Here is a 17344-nt window from a genome sequence, read left to right on the forward strand (position 1 = left end):
TGCGGATTCGATGCAACCGTAACGGGCCCCGCTCACCGGGGCGCGGTGAGCCACCAGCCGACATCGATGTCATTTTTCCTAATTCTTGTCTTCCTTGTCTTCTTGACGCTCCCGACGCGCTCGGCGGAAGCTTCCTGGCAACGTTGTCACCCACGCCCGAACGGAGTTCTTCCATGGCGGAGGAGTACGGCATCACCGCCGATGTCGAGCCCGCGGAGGTGACCGCCGTGTCCCGGCGGCACGTCCTGACCGCCGGGACCGGCCTGCTGGCCGGGTTCGGCCTCGCGGCCGTCCTGCCCGGGGTCGCGTCCGCCGCGCCGGCCGTCGCCGACGCGGCGGCGCCGAAGACCGACCTGGCCCTGTTCCGCCCGGTGCAGGTGTCCTCGACCGCGTACGCCGCCACCCCCGCGGACTTCGCCGTCGACGGCCTCGCCCAGGTCGGCGTCAAGGGTTCCGGCTGGCGCGCCGAGCCGGGCGACGGCCAGTGGATCGTCGTGGACCTGCAGGGCCAGTGCCGGATCGACTCGGTCGTGCTCACCTTCGAGGCCCAGCCCGGCGACCCCGCCTTCGACGCCGCCGGCTCCCGCAGCCACACCAGCGGCTTCGAGATCCTCTCCAGCTACGCCGTGTCGTTCGACCTCGACGTCTCCGGCGACGGCAAGGCCTGGCGCACCGTCCACCACACCGACGCGGGCACCGGCGGCGTCGTCACGATCCCGCTGTCGGGGGTCACCGCCCGCTGGGTCCGCTTCAGCGCGGCGAGCCGCTCGACGACCAACCCGCTGGGCCTCAACGGCTTCCAGGTCTTCGGCACCGGTCCTCAGAACCGCCCCGCCGTGCACGGCTGGACGAGTTTCCCGGTCCGCCCGCACGACGACCCGCCCGCGCTCGCCGTCGCGCCCGACGGCACCGTCCCGCTCGAGTCCGGCTGGGTTCTCACGATGGACGATTGGGCGCCGACCGGCGACGGCAAGGCGCTGTCCGGCGACACCGTCGACACCCGCGGCTGGCTCCCGGCGACCGTCCCCGGCACGGTCCTCGCCTCCCTGGTCGAGCAGGGGCAGCTGCCCGACCCGGTGTCCGGCATGAACCAGCTCCACGTCCCGGAGGCGCTGTCCCGCCACGCCTGGTGGTACCGCCGCCGCTTCGCCCTCCCGCGCGGCCTCGACACGTCGGCGGGCCGGCACGTCTGGCTCGAGTTCGACGGCGTCAACCACGAAGCGCAGATCTGGCTCAACGGCGCGGAAATCGGCACGCAGAGCCACCCGTTCGGCCGGGGCGCGTTCGACGTCACGGCGGCGCTGCGCCGCACCGGCGACCAGGCCCTCGCGGTGAAGATCTCGCCGATGCCGCGGCCCGGCAGCCCGGGGGACAAGGGCGCCGACGGCAGCTCCTGGCGCGACGCGGGCAGCACCATGTTCGACAACTCGCCGACCTACCTCGCGGTGTCCGGCTGGGACTGGATGCCCGCGGTGCGCGACCGCGCGTCCGGCATCTGGGACCACGTCCGCCTCCGGTCCACCGGCGCGGCGGTCCTCGGGGACGTCCGCGTCGACACGTTGGTGCCCGACGCGACGACGGCCGAGGTGACGCTCACCGTGCCGGTGCGCAACGCCGCCGCGACCGCCCAGCGCGTCAAGGTGAGCGCCGCCTTCGGCCCGGTCAGCGTCTCGGCCACGGTGACCGTCCCGGCCGGGCAGACCACGGACGTCGCGTTCCCGAAGCAGGTGGTGAAGAACCCGAAGCTGTGGTGGCCCAACGGGTACGGCGACCCGAACCTCTACGACCTGACACTGACCGCGGCGATCGGCGCGAGCACCAGCGACCGCCGGACGGTCAAGATCGGCCTGCGCGAGATCGGCTACCGGTACGACCTGCCGATCGTCATCGCCGACGGCCGCGCCACCCAGACCGTCGACCTGGCGCCGCAGAGCGCCCGGTTCGTCCGGATGCAGGGCCTCAAGCGCGCCACGGGCTGGGGCTTCTCGCTCTGGACGATGGCCGTGCTGGACAGCTCGGGCACCGATGTGGCGCAGGGCAAGCCGTCGTCCTCGTCGTCGGTCGCCGACGGCAACCCGCCCGAGCGCGCCTTCGACGGCGACCCGAACACCCGCTGGACGTCGGCCTACGACGACAACCAGTGGCTGCAGGTCGACCTCGGTGCCGCGACCGCGTTCGACAAGGTCGTGCTGACCTGGGAGACCGCCTACGCGGCGACGTTCGAGATCCAGGTGTCGCAGGACGGCGACACCTGGACCGACGCGGCGTCGGTGGACAACAGCCCGAAGCCGCTGACCTTCCTCGTCAACGGCGTCAAGGTGTTCGCCCGCGGCGGCAGCTGGGGCTGGGACGAGCTGCTGCGCCGGATGCCGGCCGAGCGGACCGACGCCGTCGTCGCCATGCACCGGGACATGAACTTCACGCTGATCCGCAACTGGGTCGGCTCGTCCTACCGGCAGGAGCTGTTCGACGCCTGCGACAAGTACGGCATCCTGCTGTGGAACGAGTTCTGGGACGGCTGGTCGACCGACCCGGCCAACCACGACATCTTCCTGGCGCAGGCGAAGGACACCGTGCTGCGCTACCGCCACCACGCGTGCGCGACCGTCTGGTTCGGCTGCAACGAAGGCACCCCGCCGCCAGCGATCGACAACGCGCTGCGCGACATCGTCCACACCACCACCGACCTGCTGTACCAGGGCAACTCGGCGGGCGGCGTGATCACCGGCGACGGCCCCTACTTCTGGCAGGACCCGAAGCGGTACTTCACCGGCGAGGCGACCGGCGGGAAGTACGGGTTCTGGAGCGAGATCGGGCTGCCGACCGTGTCGGTCGTCGAAAGCATGCGCAACCTGGTCGGCAAGGACGACCCCGGCTGGCCGATCGGCGCGCCGTGGTTCCTGCACGACTGGTCCACCGGCGGCAACCAGTCGCCGCAGAGCTACCTCGCCGCGATCGACGCGCGGCTCGCGCCGTCGACGAGCCTGGCCGAGTTCTGCCGCAAGGCGCAGTTCGTCAACTACGAGAGCATGCGCGCGATCTTCGAGGCGTGGAACACGAAGCTGTGGGCCGACGCCACCGGCGTGCTGCTCTGGATGTCGCACCCCGCGTGGCACAGCACGGTGTGGCAGACCTACGACTACGACCTCGACGTCAACGGCAGCTACTACGGCGCGCGCAAGGGCTGCGAGGCCCGGCACGTCCAGGCCGACTTGACGACGTGGCAGGTCTGCGTCGTCAACCACACGCCGGCCGCGCTGAGCGGCGTGACGGTCACCGCGCGGCTGTTCTCCTTGGACGGTGCCTCACTCGGTGCCCCGGTGCAGCAGAAGCTGGACGTCGCGGCGAACGTCGGCGCGACGGCGTTCACGGTGCCGTTCGACGCCGCGCACCCGGACCTGCACCTGCTCCGGCTGACCCTGACCGACGCGGGCGGCGCGGTGCTGTCGGAGAACACGTACTGGCGCTACCGCAGCGACACGGCCATGCGCGCGCTCAACCAGCTGCCGGGCGCGCGGCTGACGTCGTCGCTGAAGGCCGACGGTGACGCCTTCACCGCGACGATCCGCAACGACGGGCAGACGGTCGCGGCGATGATCCGGCTGTCGCTGCGCGAGCGCAACGGCACCGACCGCGTCCTGCCGACCCGCTACGGCGACAACTACTTCTGGCTGCTGCCGGGGGAGAGCCGCACGGTCCGCGTCGAGCCGCGGCGGCGCGTGCCCGGCGCCCGGCTGCAGGTGGAGGCGTACAACGTGGCGGCGAAGCTGACTTCGTAGCCGAATTGGTGCGGGCGCACGAATCAGTGAGGTGAATTCGTCCCTCCCGACGAACTAGGCTGGCGGTGTCCCGCCTAGCTTCGGGAGGTGCTCGTTTCGGTGAACCTGCGCCCGCACGCCAGCCTCGGCCGCGTCCTCGACGACCTGGGCGGCACCCTCCTGGACCTGGTGCTGGGGGACGCCGACCGGCCCGGGGGCATCGGCGGCGTCGCCATCCACGACCCGCTCGACGAGCCCGCCCTCCCGCAGCACGCCCTGGTGCTGGGCGTCGGCCTCGCCGAACCCGACGAGGTGGTGCGCCAGCTGCGCGTCCTGGCCCGGCACGACGCGGCCGGGCTGGTGCTCCGCGCGCCGGTCACGGTGACGGCCGCGATCACCACCGCCGTCGAGGAGACCGGCGTCGCGCTGCTGAGCCTGGCCCGCGGGGCGTCGTGGGCCCAGCTCGCGGCGATGCTGCGGTCGCTGCTGGCCGAGGGCGACGTCGGCGACGCCGAACCCGAGACCCTGGCCGGCCTGCCGTCGGGCGATCTCTTCGCCGTGGCCAACGCGATCGGGGCGCTCATCGACGCGCCGGTCACCATCGAGGACCGCCGCTCGCGCGTGCTCGCGTTCTCCGGCCGCCAGGACGAAGCCGACCCCTCGCGCGTCGAGACGATCCTCGGCCGGCAGGTGCCCGAGCGGTTCTCGCGGATGCTGGCCGACCGCGGCGTGTTCCGCGAGCTCTACCGCAGCGACCGGCCGGTGTACGTCGACCGGCCGCCGGAGAGCCCGGACGGGTTCATGATCCCGCGCGTGGCCGTCGCGGTCCGGGCGGGCGACGAGATCCTCGGCTCGATCTGGGCCGCGGTGCGCGAACCGCTGACCGCCGACCGCACCCAGGCGCTGTGCGACGCGGCCCGCCTGGTGGCGCTTCACCTGCTGCGCGTCCGGGCGGGCGCCGACGTCGAACGCCGGCTGCGCGCGGACCTGTTGAGCACGGCGCTGGAGGGTGGGGCGGCCGCGCGGGAAGCGTTGAGCCGCTTGGGTTTGGCGGACCAGCCGGTGGTCGTGCTGTCGCTGGCCGTGCTGGAGAACGGCGCCGAAGACGCCGAAGTCGCGACCGAGCGGCAGCGGCTGGCCGACGGCCTGGCGATGCACCTGAGCGCGGTCCACCCGCGCTGCGCGGCGGCGCTCGTCGGCGACACGGCGTACGGGCTGGTGCCGGTGACCCGCGACGCCGACGGCGAACGCCGCGCGCTGCGGATCGCGAAGGACTTCCTGGACCGGGTGGGCGACCGCGTCCGGGCGGTCATCGGCATCGGGCCGGTGGCGCGCAGCGCGGCCGAGCTGCCGGAAGCCCGCGACAGTGCGGACCGGGCGTTGCGCGTGCTGCGCTCGGGCAGCGGCGCGGGCCGCCGGGTGGCATCGCTGGCGGACGTGCACGTCGAGGCGCTGCTGCTGGAGCTGCAGGACCTGGTAGCGGCCCGCGGCGACCGCCCGACGGGCCCGGTGGCGCGCCTGCTCGAGTACGACGAGCAGCACCACGCCCACTTGGTGGAGACGCTCCGGGCGTGGCTCGACGCGTTCGGCGACGTCATCGCGGCATCGGCGGCGGTGCACGTCCACCCGAACACGTTCCGGTACCGCCTGCGCCGGCTGGCGGAGGTCGGCGGGTTCGACATGACGGATCCGGAGGCCCGCTTCGCGGCGATGCTTCAGTTGCGGGTGGTGGCCCCGCCCGCTTCCTGACCTGTCCGAAATGTCGGTGATTAACTACCGACTTACGACGCCCACATGGTGACTTACCTACTTTCGACCGGTGTGCGACCCCTTCGGGGCATGTGACCCTGCTCGGACTTCACGTCAGGTGATCAAGCTTCCACGGAGGTGTACCGGGTGTCACGCAAACGGGCTATCGCAGGGACGGCGGTCGTGAGCGCGGCCGTCGTCGCGGTGTCGCTGGCCATGACCGGCTCGCCGGCCTACGCGACCATCGCGCAGCCGTCGATGCATGCGCTGAACTCCCTCGCGATGCCGTTCGGCAGCGTCGTGCGGTCCCAGCAGGAGATCGGCGGGGTGCCGGTGTTCGGCGGCCAGCTGGTCCAGCTGCGCGACAAGACCGGCGCGGTCCTCGCGACCCGCGGCCGCACCGCGAAGAAGACCGCGGGTGCCTTCCCGGCGAGCGCCGCCGGTGCCGCGGACGCCGCGCTCGCGGACGTCGCGAAGCGCACCGGCCTCGCCGCGAACACGCTCAAGGCCGACGCGCCCCGCGCGTACTGGTACGACGCCACCCTCGGCGGCGCGAAGGGCGACGGCGTCGCCGTGCCGACCTACCAGGTCACCGTGCACGGTGCGAAGCTGAACGACAAGTGGACCGAGGTCGTCAAAGCCGGCACGCAGGACGTCCTGACGTCGTGGTCGGAGGTCCGCGAGGCCAACCGGGACGTCTGCGACGCCAACCGCAAGGTGGTCAGCGGCAGCAACGCGTCGGTCCGCTGCGGCACCGCCTTCGACGTCACCCGCAAGGAAGGCGGCGCCGAGTCGAGCGTCGCCGACGTCAACAACGTCTACACGTTCTTCGGCCAGGCTTCGGACTTCTACCAGAAGTACGTTAACGTCGACCTCACGAACCTCATCGGCGCCGACTACTCCGACGGCACCGGCAAGGCGCTGCGCGGCACCGTCCGGATCTGCGTCAGCGGCGAATGCCCGTTCGCGAACGCCTTCTGGGACGGCGAGCAGATGGCCTTCGGCGAGGGCGTCACCACCGACGACATCACCGGGCACGAGCTGACGCACGGTGTCACCCAGCACACGTCCGGGCTGAGCGGCGGTCAGGCCGACTCGATCAACGAAGGCCTCTCCGACGTCTTCGGCAAGTTCATCGGCATCACCTCGAACGATCCCAACGACACCGGTGACAACCGCTGGCTGCTCGGCGCGGGCTCGTCGCTGGGCGCGATCCGGAACATGAAGGACCCGCGCTCCTCGCTCAAACCGCAGCCGGACATGGTCAACGGCCCGGGCTGGGACACGAACAACCCGGACGAGCACATCAACGACGGCGTCGTCAACAAGGCCGACTACCTCATCACCGACGGCGACACGTTCAACGGCCAGACCGTGCGCGGCCTCGGGCTCGAGAAGTCCGTCCAGGTCTGGTGGGGCGTCGAGAACACGCTGACGCAGAGCGCGACGTTCAAGGACGTCGGCGACGCCCTCAACTCCTCGTGCGCGGCGCTCGCCAAGGCGGGCACGGCCGGCATCACCGCCGACGACTGCACCCAGGTCGGCAACGCGGTGAAGGCCACCCAGCTGGACCAGGACCCCAGCTGACGAACTCCCACGGATCGTGAGGGGTGGGGGGGGGGGCCCCCCCCCCCCCCCCCCCCCCCCCCCGGGCGGTTACAGGCCGGGGCGCGGCGCGGGGGCCGCGGCGTGCGGGGGGTTGGGGGCGCTTGCCGCCCCCCTGGTCCCCCCCCGGGGGGCCCCCCCCGCCCCCCCCCCCCCCCCGCCCCCCCCCCCCCCCGGGGGGGGGGGGGGGGGGGGGCGGGCCCCCCCCCCCCCCCCCCCACGACCGCGAGAGCGATTCCAGGCCGGCGAGCAGCGCGTCGACGTCGGCTTCCGTGGTGTACGGCGCGATTCCCGCCCGCACCGCGCCCGTGTCGCCGAGCCCGAGGTGCCGGGAGCACTCGATCGCGTAGAAGCTCCCCGCCGGCGCGTTGACGCCCAGCGCCCCGAGGTGCTCGTACACCGCCTGCGACGCGACGCCGTCGACGGAGAACAGGACCGTCGGCGTCCGGTCCCGGTCGGGCGCGCCGTAGCGCGTCACGCCCGGGAGCGCGGCCAACCCGGCGTCCAAGCGCGCGAGGAGCGCGTTTTCGTGCTCCTCCAACGCGGACAACGACCCGAGCAGCCGCGCGCGGCGCGAGCCCGACCCCGGCACCAGGCCCGCCAGGAAGTCGATCGCCGCGGTCGTGCCGGCCAGCAGCTCGTACGGGAGCGTCCCCAGCTCGAACCGCTCCGGGACCGCGTCGGTCGAGGGCAGCAGCTTGTCCGGGTGCAGGGTCTCCAGCAGCGCCGGCGCCCCCGCGACCAGGCCCAGGTGCGGGCCGAGGAACTTGTACGGCGAGCACGCGTAGAAGTCGGCTCCCAGCGCCGTGACGTCGACCGGGGCGTGCGGGGTGAGGTGCACGCCGTCGACGTACAGCAGCGCGCCGGCGTCGTGCACCGCGGCCGCGATCGCCGGGACGTCCGGCCGGGTGCCGAGCAGGTTCGACGCCGCCGTCACCGCCACCAGCCGCGTCCGCTCCGACAGCAGCCCGGTCACGGCGGACGCGGCCAGCTCCCCGGTCGCGGGGTCGAAGTCCGCCCAGCGCACGGTCGCGCCCGCGGCTTCCGCGGCCTGCACCCACGGCCGGATGTTCGCGTCGTGGTCGAGCCGGGTGACGACGACCTCGTCGCCCGGCCCCCAGTTCTTGGCCAGCGTCCGGGAGAAGTCGTAGGTCAGCTGCGTCATGCTGCGGCCGAAGACGACCCCGGCCGGGTCCGCGGCGAGCAGGTCGGCGACGGCCTGGCGCGCTTCGGCGACCACCGCGCTCGCCCGGCGTTCGGCCGCTGTGACGACGCCGCGGTTGGCGATCGCGGCGCACAGCGTCCCGGCCACGGCCTCGCCGACGACGTCGGGAACCTGCGAGCCACCCGGGCCGTCGAAGTGCGCGGCGGAGAGGGCGGGGAAGTGCTTGCGGATCGTCTGCACGTCGTAGCTCATGGCGCCAGCGTGCCAGGAAGTCAGCGGTTGCGGGGGTGCTCGCGGGCCCGCCGTTCGTTGCCGTGCTTGTAGTTGCCGGTGGCCCGGGCCATCAGCAGCTGCCGGTCGTCACCGCGGTCGGCGGCGGCCAGGAAGCGCGCGGCGGCGGACCCGCGCAGCGTCCCGGCCGGGCGGCCGTGGTGCGTGATCGTGACGGTGCCGCGTTCGTCGACGCGGTAGGCGAAGCCGGTCGGTGTCCCCATCCGCCCAGGCTGGCACGCCGGGCAACCTGTTTTCTCCGGGGCCGCTCCGGGGGTTTCCCGGATGGCGCCGCCGCTGGGACCCGACAGAATGCGGAAGATGATCCGAGGGGGACAGTGGGTGCGGGCCAGACTCGGGAACGCGTACGTGCTGCTGGGGGCGCAGGTGCTCGTCCTGGCGGTGCTCCTGGTGTCGTACAACGACGGCCGGGTGCGGTTCCCCGCCTACCGCGTCGACCTGGACGTCTACCGGCTCGGGTCGGCGGTCCTGCTGCACGGCGACGCGCTCTACGGGACTCTGCCGCCCACCGGCGACGGCCAGCTGCTGCTGTTCACCTACCCGCCGTTCGCGGCGGTCGTGCTGGCGCCGCTGGCCGTCCTGCCGTACTGGGCCGCCTGCCTGGTGGTCACCGTCGGCACCCTCGGGCTGCTGGCGTTGGTGCTGGTCACGGTCCTGCGGGCGCTCGGCGCGCGAGCCGACTGGCGCCGGGTCGGCACGCTGCTGCTGGCCGCCGAAGTGCTCGAGCCGGTGCTGCGCACGGTGTACGCGGGCCAGATCGACCTGCTGCTGCTCGCCCTCGTCGTGCTCGACGTCCTGGTCGACACCCCGCGGTGGCCGCGCGGCCTGCTGATCGGGCTCGCCGCCGCGATCAAGCTGACCCCGGCGGTGTTCCTCCTGTACTTCCTGCTCCGCCGGGACACCCGGGCGGCCGTGACGAGCGCCGTCACGTTCGTCGCGGCGACGGCGCTGGGCTTCCTGCTCGCCGGCGCCGACTCGGTGCGGTACTGGACGGGCGCGCTGTGGGACACCGGCCGCGTCGGCGAGCCGACCTACGCCGGCGACCAGTCGCTGCTGGGCCTGCTCGCCCGCGCCGGGGTGCCCGCCGGCGCGCGGACCGCGTGGTGGCTGCCGCTGGTGGCCGTCGTCCTCGTGCTGACGGCGTTGGGCGTGCGGCGCGCGCTGGACGCGGGGGAGAAGACGGTCGCCCTCGGCGTCAACGCCGTCGGCGGGCTGCTGATCTCCCCGATTTCGTGGACGCACCACTGGGTCTGGGCGGTGGTCGTGCTGCTCGGCTGGGCGGAGCTGGCGCGCCGGACCCGGCGGCGCGGGTTCGCCGTCGCGGCCGGGGCGGGCGCGGTGCTGTTCGTCGCGGGGCCGCAGTGGTGGTGGCCGCGCGGCGGGCAAGCGGAGCGCGGCTGGACGTTCCTCCAGCAGCTCACCGGCAACGGTTACGTCCTCTTCGGACTCGCCGTGCTGGTCTCGGCGGTGCTGGTGCGGTTCCCTCGCGCCGAGGAGGACTTCAGCGGCGCCGTCCCCGTTGCAGCGAGCCGGCTCCCAGGACCAGCATGACCGTGCCGAGGGCGAGGGCGAGGCAGATCCCGGCGGTGTTCAGCGGCAGCACGTCGGTGACCGCCTGCGGCAGCGGGAGCAGGCCGGCCAGGCCGGCCAGGGCGTAGCCGGCGCCCGCGGCGACCAGGAACCGGGAGGCCAGGCGCGAAGAGCGGGTGCAGAACACCGCCGCGGCGCCGGTCAGCAGGTGCAGCAACGCCCACAGCCCGGACACCGAGAACAACCCGAACAGCTGGTGCGGGCCCGCGCCGTCGGTGACCCCGGACATCAGTTCCAGCGCGGCGAGCACGAGGAACAGCAAACCGATCAGCATGCCCAGGCCCTGGATGGGGGCGGGACCGCGCCGGGTCTCGGGTTCGGTGGCCGTCATGTCCACCAGGTTCCCCGCAAAACGCCTTTTAATGCACGACTTCAGGGGTAACCGAGGGGTCGACGAAAGGTGATCCGATGACCGAGTACCGCCACACCGCGACCGCCGACGTCCCGGCGGACGAGCTGTTCGCGTTCCTGAGCCACCCCGAGAACCTGCCGCGGTACTTCCCGGAGATGAAGGTCGCCGAGCTGAAGGGCGGTGACAGCGTGCACGTGGAGGCGGAAGTGCACGGTCAGCGCGTCGCCGGCGAAGCCTGGCTGCACACCGACGCGGCGAACCGGTCGCTGTCCTGGGGCGCCGAAGGTCCCGACGACTACCACGGCGAGCTGCGGATCGCCGAGGACGGCCCGGCGTCGTCGGAGATCACCGTGACGCTGCACAGCGTCCGGAAGGCCGACGGCGGCGAGGTCCAGCAGGGGCTGGAGCGCACCGTGGCCGCGATGACCCACGCGGCGAGCGCCGACGCGGACGTCGAGGCGGCCGAAGGTGAAGGCGGCTGGACGTCCTACGACGCCAAGAGCGACTCGTCGAGCTGAGGCGGGAACGGCCCGTAGGCGTTGCCGCGGGCGCCGCGGGTGCGCAGCGCCGGGATGGCGAAGAGGAGCTTGAGCAAGGCCGGCGGCGCGGCGCCGCGGCCCCGGGCGCGCGCGGCGGCGGCGCGCCGTTCGACCTTGACCTGGTCGGCCTGCACCCGTTCGATCGCCGCGATCCGGTCGGCTTGGACGCCGGCGAGGTCGGCTGAGGTGACTTCGCCCCGGCGCAACGCGGGGATCAGCCGGTTCGCCGCGGCGACGGCGTCCTGGACGGCCATCAGGATCCCGTTGCCGCCGACCGGGGAGATGACGTGCGCCGCGTCGCCGAGCAGCAGCAGGCCCGGGCGGTGCCAGCGCTCGACGCGGGAGATGTCGACCGACAGCAGCGTGGTCTGGGCGAAGCCGGTGAGCAGGTGGGCGCGGTCGGCCAGCCACGGAACGCGGTCGCGCAGGAACGCGCGGATCGGCTCGACGCCGCGTTCGCGCAACGCCGGGTAGGCGCCCTTTTCGAGGCTGTAGCCGACTTGCCAGTCGTGAACGCCGCCGAGGACGCCGACGTAGGCGTCGCGCCCGAAGTAGAGGTCGAGGTCGGCGTCGCGCGGGTCGCCGGGGGAGCGGGGGAGGCGGAACCAGAGCAGGTCGGTGGTGGCGCCGAGCGGCTTCGCGTCGAGGCCCGCGAGCCGCCGGACCGTCGAGAACCGCCCGTCGGCGCCGACGACGAGCGACGTCTCGAGTTCGCCGCCCCGGAACCGGACGCCGGTCACCTTCCCGTCCGTTTCGAGGAGGCCGGTGACCTTGGCGTTCGTCTTGAGCGTGAACGACGGCAGTTTCGCGGCTCGCTCGGCGAGGAAGTCGAGGAAGCGCACCTGCGGCATCAGCGCGACGTAGCCGAACGGGGTGTCGAGCCGGTCGTAGTCGGCGCAGCTGTAGACGCCGGACGGCGTGTGGAAGCGGAACGAGCGCGCCTTGAAGTGGTCGAGCGCCAGGAGGTCCTCGGCCAGGCCGAGGCGGTCGAGCAGTTCGAGGGTGTAGGGGTGCAGCGAGTCGCCGCGGAAGTCGCGGTCGAAGTCCGACCGCGCTTCGAGCACGGTGACCTCGATCCCGGCGCGGGCGAGCAGGTAGCCGAGCAGCAGCCCGCCGGGCCCGCCGCCCGCGACGGCGACGCTCACGCCGGCTCCAATCGGAAGACCGCCATCCCGGGAACGTGCTCGAGGATCTGGTCCGGGGTCGCGTCCTGCGGGACCGGGAACGCCCGGACGGCCCACGGCACCGACATCGCGGCCAGGTAGGTCGCGACCACGCCGGCGGCCTCGGCGCCATCGACGGTTTCGGCGCGGCAGTCCTGGCGTTCGCCGGCGGCGAGCAGCGCGCAGTCCGGCGTTTCCAGGAGGTTCGCGACCCAGTCGCGGTCCCGCACGGGCGAGACGAGGTAGTGCCCGCCGTCGCGCGCGACGACGGCGAGCGGCACGCGCCGCGGCTCGCCGGTGCTGCGGCCCCGGGTCTCGACGACGCGCAGCGCGTACCCGCCTTCGGGTGGTGCCTCGCCGGGGGCGTCGATCAGTTTGGCGGTCATTTCGGCGTTCATCGCTCGGACGTCCACGCGTTCCACGGTAGCAAAACTCGCTAGATTGTCTAGCTACCTTAGAATGGGCCGGTGGAAGACGGTGTGGCGCTCCGGGTGAACCTCGCCCTGCGGGACCTGCTGGCGCTCGCCCACGACGTCCAGCTGGCCCTGGCCCGCCGCCTGGGCCTCGGCGCGACCGACGTGCAGGCGCTGCAGCACCTGGCGACGGGAGTCCCGATGGGCACGGTCGACCTGGCGCACGCGCTCAAGATCCGGTCGGCCTCGGCCACGGTCCTGGTCGACCGGCTGGAGGCGGCGGGCCACGTCCGCCGCGACCGCCACCCGAGCGACGGGCGGCGCATCACGCTGGTGGTGGCGGAGGCGGCGCGCGCCGAGGTCCGCGCGGCGCTGGCCCCGCTGGTGGACGCGGTGACGCGGCTGACGGCGGAACTGGCCCCGGGGGAGGCCGAGGTGGTGGCGAAGTTCCTCGGCGACACCACGGAGGTCTTGCGCGCTTACGCCGCCGAGCCGCGGTAGGCCGCCAGGACTTCGTCCAGGGACCCGCTCGCACGGATCCGGCCTTCGTCCATCCAGAGCGCGCTGGTGCACAGGGCGCGCAGCAGCTCCTCCGAGTGCGACGCGAACACGAGCGCCCCGGCCCGGCGGGCGAGGTCGACGAGCCGCCCGCGGGCCTTGGCGAGGAACGCCGCGTCGATCGCGCCGAGACCCTCGTCGAGGATGAGGATCTCGGGGTCGATGGTGGTCACCACGCCCAGCGCCAGCCGGACCCGCATGCCGGCCGAGTAGGTGCGCAACGGCAGCCGCAGGTAGTCCCCGAGCTCGGTGAACTCCGCGATGTCGTCGACCCGCTTCTCCATCTGCTTGCGGGACATGCCGAGGAAGAGGCCGCGGATCAGGATGTTCTCGTGGCCCGAAACCTCGGGGTCGAGGCCCACGCCGAGGTCGAACACCGGCGCGATCCGGCCGGTGACCCGGGCGCTGCCGCGGGTCGGCTCGTAGATCCCGGAAAGCAGCCGCAGCAGCGTGGACTTGCCCGCGCCGTTGTGCCCGACCAGGCCGACGCGGTCGCCGTCGCCCATCGACAGCGTGATGTCCCGCAGCGCCTCGATGACGGGGACCTTCGCCTCGGTGCCGATCGCGCCCCCGGCCTTGCCGAGTACCTGCTTCTTGAGCGACCGGGTCTTGGCGTCGAAGACCGGGAAGTCGACGGAGGCGTTCCGCACCTCGATGCTCACCATGCTGCCCTCCCACTGCCAGATGCGAACGCAAGTTATCATTCGCATTCGAGCGGGCCGCCGGCGCCCGCCGGAGGGAGGTGACGGTGCGTCAGCCGTCCGCCGAGCCGGGGTTCCGGCCGCCGCAGCAAGCTCGCAGCCGGGAGTCCCTGCAGAAGGTGCTCGCCGCGGCCGAACACGTCCTGGCCGAGCGCGGCGTCGAGGAGTTCACCGTCGGCGCGGTGGCCGAGCGGGCCGGGTTGTCGGTCGGGGCCATCTACCGCCGCTTCACGGGCAAGGACCAGCTGCTCTACGCCGTGAAAGACGAGCTTCTCGGACAGCTGGAAGCCGGCGTCGGCGAAGCCCTCCGCTCGGCGGAGCCCGGGTTGCGTGCTGTGGTCGGTGCCTTCACGACGGCTTTGGCGCGCACCTTCGCGACCCGCGACCGGATCTTCCCGGAGCTGCTCGACGGGCAGCGCGCCGACGGGCGTGATCGCGGCCTGCGGGCCCTCGCCGCGATCCAGCAGGCCTTCGTCGAAGCCGCCCACCCCTGCGTCCAGGAGGTCCGCCGTCCGGACTCCACGCTCGCCCTGAGGATGGCTGCGCGCACCATCATCGGCTCCTGCGTGCACCGGGCGGCCAGCAGCCGGTTCTGGCCCGACGGGCTGACCTGGACCGCGTGGGCCGGCGAAACGACCGAACTCGCCCTCGCCTACCTGACCGGACGTGCGGAGCCGCCGGAAGCGGGTTAGCGTTCCGCTCATGCGAAACGAGCCCGCGCTCTGGCTGTTCGCCGACCAGCTCGGGCCGCACTTCCACAGCACCCCCGACCACCGCGGCCGCGACGTGCTGCTCATCCGGTCGGCGGCCGCCTTCGGCGCGAAGCCGTTCCACCGGCAGAAACTGCACCTCGTCCAGGCCGCGCTGCACCGGCTCGCCGCCGACCTCGGCGACCGCGTCACCCTCCTCGACGCGCCCGACTACCGGACCGGGCTGCGGCGGTTCGGGCGGCCGGTCGTCGTGCACGAGCCGACGTCGCACGCCGCCGACGCCTTCGTCCGGAAGCTGCGCGACGAAGGCGTCGTCACGGAAATCCTGCCCACGCCCGGTTTCGTGCTGTCCAAAGAGGACTTCAAGCTCTGGGCCGACGGGCGCAAGCGGTTCGTCATGGAGGACTTCTACCGCGACCAGCGCCGGAAGTTCGGCGTCCTGCTCGAAGCCGACGGCGAACCCGAGGGCGGGCAGTGGAACTACGACCACGACAACCGGCAGCCGCCGCCGAAGACGACCCGGCTCGACGTCCCCGCGCCGTGGCACCCGCGGGAGAACGAGATCGACGACCGCGTCCGCGCCGAGCTCGACGAAGCCGTCCGCGCGGGGGAGATCCAGCCGGTCGGGCTGGACGGGCCGCGGCAGTTCGCCGTCGGGCACGACGAAGCCGTCCGCGCGCTGCGGCGGTTCCTCGACCACCGCCTGCCCGTCTTCGGCCCGCACCAGGACGCCATGCTGACCCACGACTGGGCGATGGCGCACGCGCTGTTGTCGGTCCCGCTCAACCTCGGCCTGCTCGACCCCCGCGAAGTCATCCGGCGGGCCGAGGAGCGCTACCGGGCCGGTCACGCGCCGCTGAGCAGCGTCGAAGGGTTCGTCCGGCAGGTGCTGGGCTGGCGCGAGTGGGTGTGGCACCTGTACTGGTACCAAGGGCCGGAGTACTTGCGCCGCAACGCGTTGCAGGCGCGCCGGAAGCTGCCGGAGTGGTGGCGTTCGCTCGACGCGGACGCCGTCGAAGCGGCCTGCCTGCGCACCGCGCTGGCCGGCGTGCGCGACCGCGGCTACGCCCACCACATCGAGCGCCTGATGGTGCTCGGCAACCACGCGCTGCAGCGCGGCTACGACCCGGCCGAGCTGACCCGCTGGTTCGCCACCGCCTTCGTCGACGGGTTCCCGTGGGTGATGCCGGCGAACGTGATCGGCATGAGCCAGTACGCCGACGGCGGGGTCGTCGCGACGAAGCCGTACGCGGCCGGTGGGGCCTACATCAACCGGATGAGTGACCATTGCCCCGGTTGTGCGTTCGACCCGAAGAAGCGGACCGGGCCGGACGCGTGCCCGTTCACCGCCGGGTACTGGGCGTTCCTCGACCGCAACGCCGGGCGGCTGCGGGACAACCACCGGATGCGGCAGCCGTTGCGGGGCTTGGAAAGGCTCGCGGACCGTGACGAGGTCGTCGCCCGTGAGGCTGACCGTCGCCACTTCTGATTTCACCTCATTGTGTGGCTAGCCGGATGGGGCTTGCTCTTTTAGGTTGATTGCCTCCCTTACCCCGGCGAAGGCGACCCTCCATGCCCGACGCAGACCCGCGCGCTGGCGTGCTGTCCAAACGCGCTCTGGTGACCGCGTCGCACGCGGTCGAGCGCGCGGCCCTCGCCGAGGGGGCGGGCGCGGACACCGTGGTGTTCGCGCTGTTCCAGCGGCTGCCGTACTTCGAACGCGAGCGCGAGATGTACGCGAAGATCGCGCGGAGGGCCGCCGTCACGGTCGTCGGCATGGTCGACTCGGGCCGGCCAGACCTCCCTCACGGCGTCACGCCGGTGCTGCTGCGGCCCGACGAGCCGATGGCGCGCGAGTGGTCGGTCGCCGTGCTGTCGCCGACGTTCGGCGCGTCGGTCGTCGCGCAGGACCTGGACGAGATCGACCCGCGGGCCACGTCGGTCGAGCGGGCGCGGCTGTTCCGCGGCCGCTGGGGACTGCGCCGCGACGAGGCGTACGCCGAGGTCGTCCGGCTGCGCGACGCCATGGGCGACCGGCTGCCCCCGGCGGTCCGGCGCAAGGTCGGCGAGGTCCTGGCATCGGTGGAGACCCCGGCGGCGCTCGACGTCGAGAGCCGCGCGGAGGCGGCGCTGCGGCACGTGGCGTCCCGGCTGGACGCGGCCCGCGCGTCGGCGCCGGTCCCGGTGGGCCCGGCGGTCGACCCGGAGACGGGACTGGACACCTTGGCGGGCATCACGCCGTGGCTCGGCGACGCGACGGACACGGTGCCGCTGGGCCTGGTCCTGGTCGCGGTCGACGACCTGGCGGCGGTCGAGCGCCGCCACGGCACGCGCGTCCGGATGCACACGGAGCAGAACATCGCCGACCTCCTGCGCGGCGGCCTGCGCCCGCTCGACCGCGCGGTCCGGCTCGGGCCGGGGGAGTTCCTGGTGATCCAGCCGGCGGTCCCGCCGGCGGAGCTGACGATCCGCAGCCGTCACCTGGCGTCCCGACTGGCCGCGTTGCACGCGACTTACCCGTTCGTGGACCTGCACCCGCGCACGACGACGCTGCTGACCCGCCGGCGGCCGTTGCCGCTGCAGAAGCTGCGCGCCCAGTTGCGCGAGGTGCCGGCGGTGACGTTGTGGCCGCCGAGCCAGGGGTCGTTGCCGATCCCGCCGGAGCCGCAGGGGCTGGTGATGCGGTCGGCGGCGGGCGCGTGGTTCCGCTGACGAGTGCCCCGGCAACCGCTCGCACGGTGACTGTATAA

The 17344-nt window shown here is 73.1% G+C and carries 14 protein-coding genes and 1 pseudogene; 9 read left to right on the forward strand and 6 right to left on the reverse strand.

Translation table 11 applies throughout. The annotated features are described in order from the left end of the window. Positions 1-173: 173 nt before the first annotated feature. The 3 genes from ACIRSS_RS43670 to ACIRSS_RS43680 all read left to right on the forward strand — a co-directional run bounded on the left by ACIRSS_RS43670 (position 174) and on the right by ACIRSS_RS43680 (position 7094). The gene (locus tag ACIRSS_RS43670; protein WP_400906369.1) at positions 174-3779 is read left to right on the forward strand and encodes a discoidin domain-containing protein; all 3606 of its coding nucleotides are present in this window, start codon (positions 174-176) and stop codon (positions 3777-3779) included. An 87-nt stretch (positions 3780-3866) separates the two neighbouring features. After that, positions 3867-5507: a PucR family transcriptional regulator gene (locus ACIRSS_RS43675; protein WP_400906371.1), complete on the forward strand. Its 1641-nt coding sequence runs from the start codon at positions 3867-3869 to the stop codon at positions 5505-5507. A gap of 183 nt (positions 5508-5690) precedes the next feature. Next, entirely contained in the window at positions 5691-7094 is a 1404-nt protein-coding gene (locus ACIRSS_RS43680; RefSeq protein WP_400906374.1) for a M4 family metallopeptidase, read from the forward strand. A 241-nt stretch (positions 7095-7335) separates the two neighbouring features. Here the strand turns inward: ACIRSS_RS43680 and ACIRSS_RS43685 are convergent. Together ACIRSS_RS43685 and ACIRSS_RS43690 are read right to left on the reverse strand one after the other, a co-directional pair. After that, positions 7336-8529, reverse strand: a pseudogene (locus ACIRSS_RS43685) (cysteine desulfurase-like protein); the annotation flags it as partial. Between the two features lie 20 nt (positions 8530-8549). Next, the gene (locus ACIRSS_RS43690) at positions 8550-8771 is read right to left on the reverse strand and encodes a hypothetical protein (protein WP_400874535.1); all 222 of its coding nucleotides are present in this window, start codon (positions 8769-8771) and stop codon (positions 8550-8552) included. A gap of 97 nt (positions 8772-8868) precedes the next feature. Here ACIRSS_RS43690 and ACIRSS_RS43695 point away from each other — a divergent pair, with 97 nt between their 5' ends. Further along, complete coding sequence (locus ACIRSS_RS43695) at positions 8869-10119, forward strand: glycosyltransferase 87 family protein (protein WP_400906377.1); 1251 nt, start codon at positions 8869-8871, stop codon at positions 10117-10119. Here the strand turns inward: ACIRSS_RS43695 and ACIRSS_RS43700 are convergent. Continuing rightward, positions 10070-10489, reverse strand: coding sequence for a DUF4383 domain-containing protein (locus tag ACIRSS_RS43700; RefSeq protein WP_400906380.1), 420 nt, complete (start codon positions 10487-10489; stop codon positions 10070-10072). The two genes, ACIRSS_RS43695 and ACIRSS_RS43700, sit on opposite strands and share 50 nt — an antisense overlap. 77 nt (positions 10490-10566) lie before the next feature. On the opposite strand from ACIRSS_RS43700, the gene ACIRSS_RS43705 reads away from it, so the two are divergent. Then, entirely contained in the window at positions 10567-11028 is a 462-nt protein-coding gene (locus ACIRSS_RS43705) for an SRPBCC family protein (protein WP_400906383.1), read from the forward strand. Here the strand turns inward: ACIRSS_RS43705 and ACIRSS_RS43710 are convergent. Together ACIRSS_RS43710 and ACIRSS_RS43715 are read right to left on the reverse strand one after the other, a co-directional pair. Further along, the gene (locus ACIRSS_RS43710; protein ID WP_400906384.1) at positions 10998-12194 is read right to left on the reverse strand and encodes an FAD-dependent oxidoreductase; all 1197 of its coding nucleotides are present in this window, start codon (positions 12192-12194) and stop codon (positions 10998-11000) included. The two genes, ACIRSS_RS43705 and ACIRSS_RS43710, sit on opposite strands and share 31 nt — an antisense overlap. Further along, positions 12191-12625 (reverse strand): nitroreductase/quinone reductase family protein, encoded by a 435-nt coding sequence (locus ACIRSS_RS43715; RefSeq protein ID WP_400906386.1) that lies wholly within the window; start codon positions 12623-12625, stop codon positions 12191-12193. The genes ACIRSS_RS43710 and ACIRSS_RS43715 overlap by 4 nt, the downstream gene beginning before the upstream one ends. Positions 12626-12679: 54 nt before the next feature. On the opposite strand from ACIRSS_RS43715, the gene ACIRSS_RS43720 reads away from it, so the two are divergent. Continuing rightward, entirely contained in the window at positions 12680-13126 is a 447-nt protein-coding gene (locus ACIRSS_RS43720) for a MarR family winged helix-turn-helix transcriptional regulator (protein WP_400906388.1), read from the forward strand. On the opposite strand, the gene ACIRSS_RS43725 is transcribed toward ACIRSS_RS43720, so the two are convergent. Further along, the gene (locus ACIRSS_RS43725) at positions 13105-13848 is read right to left on the reverse strand and encodes an ABC transporter ATP-binding protein (protein ID WP_400906391.1); all 744 of its coding nucleotides are present in this window, start codon (positions 13846-13848) and stop codon (positions 13105-13107) included. The two genes, ACIRSS_RS43720 and ACIRSS_RS43725, sit on opposite strands and share 22 nt — an antisense overlap. Before the next feature lie 83 nt (positions 13849-13931). Here ACIRSS_RS43725 and ACIRSS_RS43730 point away from each other — a divergent pair, with 83 nt between their 5' ends. From ACIRSS_RS43730 to ACIRSS_RS43740, 3 genes are all read left to right on the forward strand, one after another. After that, positions 13932-14576 carry a TetR/AcrR family transcriptional regulator gene (locus tag ACIRSS_RS43730; RefSeq protein WP_400906393.1) on the forward strand — a complete coding sequence of 215 codons (645 nt, stop codon included), beginning with the start codon at positions 13932-13934 and terminating at the stop codon, positions 14574-14576. A gap of 10 nt (positions 14577-14586) precedes the next feature. Next, positions 14587-16083, forward strand: coding sequence for a cryptochrome/photolyase family protein (locus tag ACIRSS_RS43735; RefSeq protein WP_400906395.1), 1497 nt, complete (start codon positions 14587-14589; stop codon positions 16081-16083). Positions 16084-16166: 83 nt separating this feature from the next. After that, entirely contained in the window at positions 16167-17306 is a 1140-nt protein-coding gene (locus tag ACIRSS_RS43740) for a DICT sensory domain-containing protein (RefSeq protein WP_400906398.1), read from the forward strand. Positions 17307-17344: the final 38 nt, after the last annotated feature.

It is taken from the genome of Amycolatopsis sp. NPDC101161 (assembly GCF_044768185.1).
Lineage (GTDB): Bacteria > Actinomycetota > Actinomycetes > Mycobacteriales > Pseudonocardiaceae > Amycolatopsis.